This is a genomic window from Microcystis sp. T1-4 (assembly GCF_000297435.1).
Lineage (GTDB): Bacteria > Cyanobacteriota > Cyanobacteriia > Cyanobacteriales > Microcystaceae > Microcystis.
In genome coordinates, this window is the sequence record NZ_CAIP01000357.1 from 1 (window position 1) to 6008 (window position 6008).

General features: G+C 45.3%; 6 protein-coding genes. 4 read left to right on the top strand and 2 right to left on the bottom strand.

The window, feature by feature from the left end; translation table 11 throughout:
* The coding region (locus MICAI_RS24290; protein WP_198285309.1) for a Uma2 family endonuclease at positions 1–170 on the bottom strand (170 nt) is incomplete at its 3' end.
* 205 nt (positions 171–375) lie between these two features.
* Between MICAI_RS24290 and ftsY the strand changes: the two genes are divergently transcribed.
* From ftsY to MICAI_RS17255, 4 genes are all read left to right on the top strand, one after another.
* On the top strand, positions 376–1710 hold the full coding sequence (gene ftsY, locus MICAI_RS17240) for a signal recognition particle-docking protein FtsY (protein ID WP_008205166.1): 1335 nt from the start codon (positions 376–378) through the stop codon (positions 1708–1710).
* Positions 1711–1804: 94 nt separating this feature from the next.
* On the top strand, positions 1805–2605 hold the full coding sequence (locus tag MICAI_RS17245; protein ID WP_008205168.1) for a metal ABC transporter ATP-binding protein: 801 nt from the start codon (positions 1805–1807) through the stop codon (positions 2603–2605).
* Positions 2606–2644: 39 nt separating this feature from the next.
* Positions 2645–3061 (top strand): DUF3119 family protein, encoded by a 417-nt coding sequence (locus MICAI_RS17250; protein ID WP_002735466.1) that lies wholly within the window; start codon positions 2645–2647, stop codon positions 3059–3061.
* Between the two features lie 81 nt (positions 3062–3142).
* A complete protein-coding gene (locus tag MICAI_RS17255) occupies positions 3143–4426 on the top strand; it encodes a DUF3086 domain-containing protein (RefSeq protein ID WP_008205170.1) in 1284 nt (427 codons plus the stop codon).
* A gap of 4 nt (positions 4427–4430) precedes the next feature.
* Here the strand turns inward: MICAI_RS17255 and MICAI_RS17260 are convergent, their stop codons facing one another.
* A complete protein-coding gene (locus tag MICAI_RS17260; protein ID WP_008205173.1) occupies positions 4431–5516 on the bottom strand; it encodes a tRNA (guanine-N1)-methyltransferase in 1086 nt (361 codons plus the stop codon).
* Positions 5517–6008 lie beyond the last annotated feature (492 nt).

Consider the following 6008-nt stretch of genomic DNA (forward strand, 5'->3'; position numbering starts at 1 on the left):
TTTAAGGGAAAATTACGGCAAAAATTTAGACAAATCTGATTGTGATTAGTGGTGGCTCCTACCATTGGGATAATTTCTCCTTGACGATATTCATTTTTATCTTCGGACGTTTCCTCTAGGGCGAGATATTCTTCGGGAGTATAATATTTAGTTTCGGTAGTGCTTAACATTTTTGACTCTCCTTCCTATTCTATTTTCTAAGATACAGCATTTCCCTAAAAAGAGATAAAGTTATCCTTGAGCAAGGTTATCATTTTTTCCTTAATCTCCAGCAAAAAATGCGGAGAAATCCACAATTAAAAATCTAAGTATCAAAATTGCTCACTTCAAGAGTTAAGATAAACTAGATAAATAGTTTTATGTTTAGTTTTTCCTATGTTTAACTGGTTCCGTCGTCAGAAAGTCCAAACCGAACAAGAACAAGCACCCCCCGCACCCGTAGAGGAAACCCCCAGCGAGGCAACCAGTCAGGAAGAGTATTTAGATTGGGCCAAAAAAGCCTTTAAAAATATTCAAGAGAAAAAAGCCACGGCCGAGGCCGTCGTCAGCGAAACCCCTGAAACATCTATTGCTGAAACAGAACCTCCGCAAGAGGAAGAACCAGTTAAACAAGAAGAAACCGAGGATAATACCCCCGCATGGCTGAAAAAATCCGATCGCCTCGAAATTCTCAAAGAAACCGCCATCGAAACCCCCACAGAACCGGATGAGGATTTTATCTGGTCGGCCAAAGTTTTAGCCAATCAGGGACGACAAGCAGAGGACGTTTCCGAAGAAGAAATCACCTGGTTAAAAAAATTGCGTCAGGGTTTAGGCAAAACGCGCCGCAGCTTGGTCAATCAGCTTAAGGCCGTGGTCGGTCAGGGTCCCCTCAATCAAGATGCAGTGGAGGAAATCGAAGCTTTATTGCTTCAGGCCGATGTGGGGGTAGATGCCACCGATTATATTATCACTACCCTCCAAAATAAGCTAAAACAGGAAGCTTTGCCCCCCGAAAAAGCGATCGAATATCTCAAAGAAATTATCCGCGAGATTTTAGATGCACCTTTAGCCAATTATAGCAACCCCGGTTTTGAGCCAGAAAAAGGCAAATTAAATATCTGGATGCTCACAGGAGTTAACGGAGTGGGTAAAACGACGACTATCGGCAAATTAGCCCATTTATCTAAACAATCTGGCTATAGCTGTATGATCGCCGCTGCCGACACCTTTCGCGCTGCTGCCGTGGAACAGGTGAAAGTTTGGGGAGAGCGATCGCAAGTCGAAGTCATTGCCAACCCGGGCAAAAATACCGACCCGGCCGCCGTGGTGTACGATGGCATCGAAGCCGCTAAATCCAGGGAGGTAGAATTACTCTTAGTGGATACGGCGGGAAGATTGCAGAATAAAAAGAACTTAATGGCAGAATTAAGCAAAATTCGCCGTATTATCGACAAAAAAGCCGAGAGTGCCGTGGTGGAATCCCTTCTAGTTCTCGATGCCACTTTAGGACAAAACGGGCTGCGACAGGCCGAGGTTTTCTCGGAAGCTGCCCAATTAAGCGGCGTGATCCTGACTAAAATCGATGGTACAGCTAAAGGGGGTGTCGCCCTTGCCGTAGCGCGTCAGCTTAACCTACCGATTCGCTTTGTGGGTGCTGGGGAAGGAATCGAGGATCTGCGGCCCTTTTCCAGTTACGAATTCGTGGAAGCTTTACTAAGTGGCGATTAATCTCACCCCGCCTATCTTTCATAATCTTTTCATGGTTGCTTCATAATTGTCTCATTTTTAGCTATGCTAGAAATGGAGACTCGGGGTAACAACTATGCAAAGGACAATTACGGTTAGTCATCTAGGAGTATATTATCGCGGCGTGGAGGCCCTACGGGATATCACCCTGAAAATTTATCCAGGACGATTAACCGGTATTATCGGTCCCAACGGCGCGGGCAAAAGTACCCTGATCAAAGCCATGCTAGGATTAATTCCCGTACAACAGGGAAGCGTTAACTATCAAGGGCAATCTCTACAGCAACAACTGGATAAAGTCGCTTATGTTCCCCAAAGATCTCAAATCGACTGGACCTATCCCGTCACCGCTTGGGATGTGGTAATGATGGGGAGAGTCAGGAAAACGGGTTGGTTTCGCCCTTTTTCCCATATTAGTCGTCAACAGGCTTTAAATGCCCTAGAACGGGTGGAAATGGCTGATTTGCGCCATCGTCCCCTCGGTCAGCTGTCGGGAGGACAACAGCAAAGAGTCTTTTTAGCCAGATCTTTGGCCCAAGAAGCGGAGATTTTCTGTTTTGATGAACCTTTCGTTGGGGTAGATCAAAAAACCGAGGGGATTCTTTTTAATATCTTTGGTGAGTTAGCGCAAGAAAATAAAATTGTCATGGTGGTTAACCATGATTTAGGCGAATCTATCACCCATTTTGCTGATTTAATCCTCTTAAATAAAGAATTGATCCTCGCCGATCAACGCTCCAAGGTCTTAACTGATTTTAATCTCCGGCGTGCATACGGGGGTAAGGTCTCTTTCTACAATGCCATGACACTACCAGATCATCCCCGATCGAGTCTCGATTATCTCGATCGCTTCTCGAAAAACAATGCGATAAACTAGAAGCGAAGATATTTTGGCTGACTGCCGATAGGGACACCAATGACAACTATTTCCCCGCAAGAAGTAACAGGAACGATCGAACTGGCTCCTAACTATCGAATTCCCCTATTTTTGGTAATTTTATCGCTGCCTTTACTCTTTTTACAGGTCTGGCTCGGCATAATTTTCTCCCTGTTAGGCCTATTCTTGATGTTCCAGACTACCCGCATTCGCCTCCAGTTTACCCCCACTTCCTTAGATGTCTATCTGTCCGGGCAACAAATTCGCTCCTTTCCCTACCAAGAATGGCAAAATTGGCGGATTTTCTGGAATAAAGTCCCGATCCTATTTTATTTCAAAGAAATTAACAGCATTCATTTTTTGCCCATTATCTTTGACAGCGCAACCCTGAGACTGTGCCTCGAAAAATACTATCCTTTAGCAGCACCGCAAGCGATCGACTCAGAAGCGAACTAAGATTGAGATAAAATAAAATCTGGCTAATAGCGTCTTAATTGCCTGCCTTGGCCCTCTGTTCGCTCTGCATTTCTAAAGCCGATGAATTCAGAAGATTTTAATGTTTTACCCCTTGACAAAATGACAGACTTACCCAATGAATCTGTCGAAGAATTTAGTTTTGACGATCTCTGGAACGATCGCCCGGTAGAGAATTCCCTGCCATCGGAAACCGCCCCCGAAGGCGAATTAGTTCCCACAGCGCAGGCGCAACCCCTGCGGGGGGAAATCGAGGCTCTAGAACGGCAAAAACAGAGCCTAGCGGCAGAAATCTCGGCGTTAAAAGCGGAAAAAGAACGCTTGATCGCCGAGGAACTAGGGGATATCAAAGCTCAAATCGAAAGAATGCTCAAGGAAGGCGTAAAAGACCTAGAACAACGCAAACAGGCTTTAGAATTAGCGATCGAACAGTTAGAACGCCGTCGTGAGCGGATTCGGCAGGAAATGCGGAGTAATTTCGCCGGAGTCTCCCAGGATCTAGCCGTGCGGGTTCAGGGATTTAAAGACTATCTGGTGGGCAGTTTACAGGATTTGGCCGCGGCTGCCGAACAGTTGGAATTACCCCGTTTTGAGACCCCCGAAAAATCCCCCCGACCTGTGGAACCTCCCCTGCGGACCGAACGGGAGGAAAACCCGCGCCCATCCCGTGGCAGTCAAGGCCGGGATGGACGCGGAGAAAGTCCCCGTCCCCCCCGTACCAGTAACCCGGGCCAGGATAATTGGCAAGAACCCCGTCGTTCTAACCGTTCGGGTTATGAATCGGAACCGGTGGGACAATCCACCCCTAGACAGGGCTTTTCTGACCAAAATCAGCGCATACAAACTCTTTTAGACCGTTATCGCAGTCGTCCTGACTATTACGGACCGCCTTGGCAATTACGGCGCACTTTTGAACCAATTCACGCCGAACGGGTGCAACAGTGGTTCTTTAAACAGGGGGGCCGGGGTACGATTCGCGGTATGGGCAGCCGTCTCCAGAATATTCTGGTGGCTTCGGCAATTATCTCGATTATGGCGGAATTACAAGGCGATCGCTTCCGTTCTCTCGTTCTGGCTAATAGTCCCGAACGTTTAGGCGAATGGCGGCGCGGTCTCCAAGATTGTCTCGGCATTTCCCGCGCCGATTTTGGACCAGACCGCGGCATCGTTCTCTTTGAGTCTCCCGAAGCTTTAATTCAAAAAGCGGAACGTTTAATCGACGATAAGTATTCACCGCTCATTATTATCGATGATACCGAAGAACGGCTGAATTTCGCTCTTTTACAATTCCCCTACTGGTTAGCTTTTGCCCCTGAACCCCAACAAAGTTCTAGTTATTGGTATTAACTAATTAGTCCTTGAGTAGTGCGATACATTGGGCTAAAGAAGCGTTAGTTTTCACCGCTTGCGGGTTAATATGGGTGGCAGCGGCTCGATAACCTTGTTCTAGGAGAGCTGCAATTAAATCTTCCCTTTTGGGTAGATCTAATTTGCCCCTTCTCCCAATTTCCCGAAAGCTATAAAAATAGGGAGGAAAATCGTTTTCTTCCCTCATTATTTCTAACAATTTGACTACCTTTTTCCACTGCCATTGTTCGGCTAAATCTGCCATTTTTTCTAGATAAAAGCGATCATGTAAACTGCCTAACCACAAAGGTCCAGTTAAGGTTAAAGGTTGCCCGTCCCCAGAACAAACTATTTTGCCTAACTTTGGCCAAGGCACTGATTGATATTCCCCGCAGCTATGACAATAACCGAGAAAACCGTAGTTATGACTATTTAATTGTCTATTAGCCGTTAACCGCACCATCACCCGATAACTTTGACCAAAAAAGAAGGAAAAAATCGGCGTAATTCCTAAACCTAACCGGGCCGATTCTAATTGCAAACCGGCGATAATTAATCTTAATCCCTGTTCGTGGGCAGCCGGATGATTGCGAGCAGATGCTCCATAATCAGCTAAACTATTTTCTAGATTATGACCCGTCAACGTCCGTCCATCGGTATTAGTCAGATAAATTAAACCCCCGATTTTAGTGGCTAAAGGAATAGCACTAAACAGAGATGCAGGGGAACCAAAAGCATCAATATCAACTAGATCATAATGGTCTTTTTCAAGATAACATTCTAGGAGAACTTCTTGAGCAGATTTATAGGTTATCTTCCCTTTTTTCTGTTGTAATAAACTCTCTAAGTTAGCGTCTAAAGTTGGCTTAATTTCTGGATTACCATCATTAACCCACAGCCAATCCGCACCACTTTCTAACCAATACCTGAGCGCTCGCACACCAGAGCCGCTCATTACTTCTAAAACGCGCAAACTGCCCCGCTCTTTTTGGGCAATTGCCGCCCCTAAAACTCCTAAATCTCGGACGATTTTACTCTCTGGTCGATAAAAAGTATTGTTGATATTAAATATCGCTTTTTCTTCCTGCATCGCTCATCTCATAATTAGGGTTTGCTGAAAAAGTTTTTCTTGGGGGCAGGGTGTGGCCCCCCAACCCCCCCGACATCGGGGGGGCAGGGTGTGGGGTGTAGGGTTTTACCGATTTTGAAGGGGTCAATTACCTAATTTTCAGGGAAAAAGTCCCTGAATTTTCCCCCCGATCACTCCCATATCTGGTACTTTTTGATTTACAAAAACTCTAAAAGTCTTAACCCACAAGGGTTTTACCATTATTCAGCAAGCCCTAATTAGCACTCGATCGCCTCTTTTGTATTTTCACGATTCCCTAGGAGAGGAAAGGGTCAACCACTGCCAAAACCGATCAGACATCAAGATAGCAGATAAATCTAAAGATAGTGTGAAATTAGCAAAAATTGCCGATTTTTTTAGTATTATATCTCTGAAAAGCGGATATTTTCCCCGTGAGAACGGCAAATTAAAGGTGAAAAAATAGTTATTTTTTACATCTTATAAGTAGTTAAG